The following is an 877-nucleotide window of genomic DNA, read 5'->3' on the forward strand; positions in this document are numbered from 1 at the left end:
AGAGGACCTAACAAAAGTCAGGGCTGGGGTGGCCACCGACGAAGGGCATCCCCAGCTTGAGTGCATGGTCCGCGAACTCGTTCCCGACGCCTTCTGGCAGCGTGTGGCGCCGCTGCTGCCTCCGCCGAGACCCAAGAAGAAGCTTGGACGCCCCCGAGCAGATGACCGAGCGGCGCTGGAGGCCATTGTCTTCGTGCTGAGGAGCGGCATTCCATGGGAGATGCTTCCTCGCAAGCAGTTCGGCCTGTCGGGCATGACAGCCTGGCGCCGGCTGGAGGAATGGACCGAGGCCGGGGTCTGGGAAAAGCTCCAACACCAACTGCTGGATGAACTGGGACTACGAGGCAGGGTGGACCTCTCCCGCGCCAGCATCGACTCGTCGTCTGTCCGGGCCTCAAAAAGGGGGCCCTCACGGGCCCAAATCCGACGGACCGCGCGAAGGCGGGTAGCAAGCATCATCTTCTCGTAGAGGCCCATGGACTGCCGCTCACCGAGTCGCTGACGGCGGCGAACGTGCACGACACCCACGAACTCTTTCCCCTCGTGGACTCCATACCTCCGGTGAGGATGCCTTCAGGGCAACGCTGCTTCCGTCCCAGGAAGGTCCACGGGGATAAGGCCTACGCCTCGAAGAAGAACCGGCGCGGGCTTCGAAAGCGCGGCATCGCACCACGAATCGCGCGACCAGGTGTCGAGTCCAAGGAGCGCCTGGGGCGTCACCGTTGGGTGGCGGAGCGCACTCTGGCCTGGAAAAATCAACTTCGTCGGCTCCGTGTCCGTGACGAGCGCAGGGACGACGTCCACTTCGGCTTCCTCGTCCTCGGCTGCTGCGTCATGCTCTTCCGAAGCCTCTATCCTCACATTTGATAGAGGCTCT

At 63.7% G+C, this 877-nt stretch carries 1 protein-coding gene; it reads left to right on the top strand.

Annotation, left to right across the window (positions count from 1 at the left end; all coding sequences use genetic code 11):
• Nucleotides 1-64 precede the first annotated feature (64 nt).
• A protein-coding gene (locus tag HUA74_RS44915; RefSeq protein ID WP_174459508.1) for an IS5 family transposase occupies nucleotides 65-867 on the top strand; the annotation gives its coding sequence in 2 pieces (ribosomal slippage) (nucleotides 65-410 and nucleotides 410-867; 804 coding nt in all).
• Nucleotides 868-877: the final 10 nt, after the last annotated feature.

This window comes from Myxococcus sp. CA051A, assembly GCF_013336705.1.
Lineage (GTDB): Bacteria > Myxococcota > Myxococcia > Myxococcales > Myxococcaceae > Myxococcus > Myxococcus llanfairpwllgwyngyllgogerychwyrndrobwllllantysiliogogogochensis.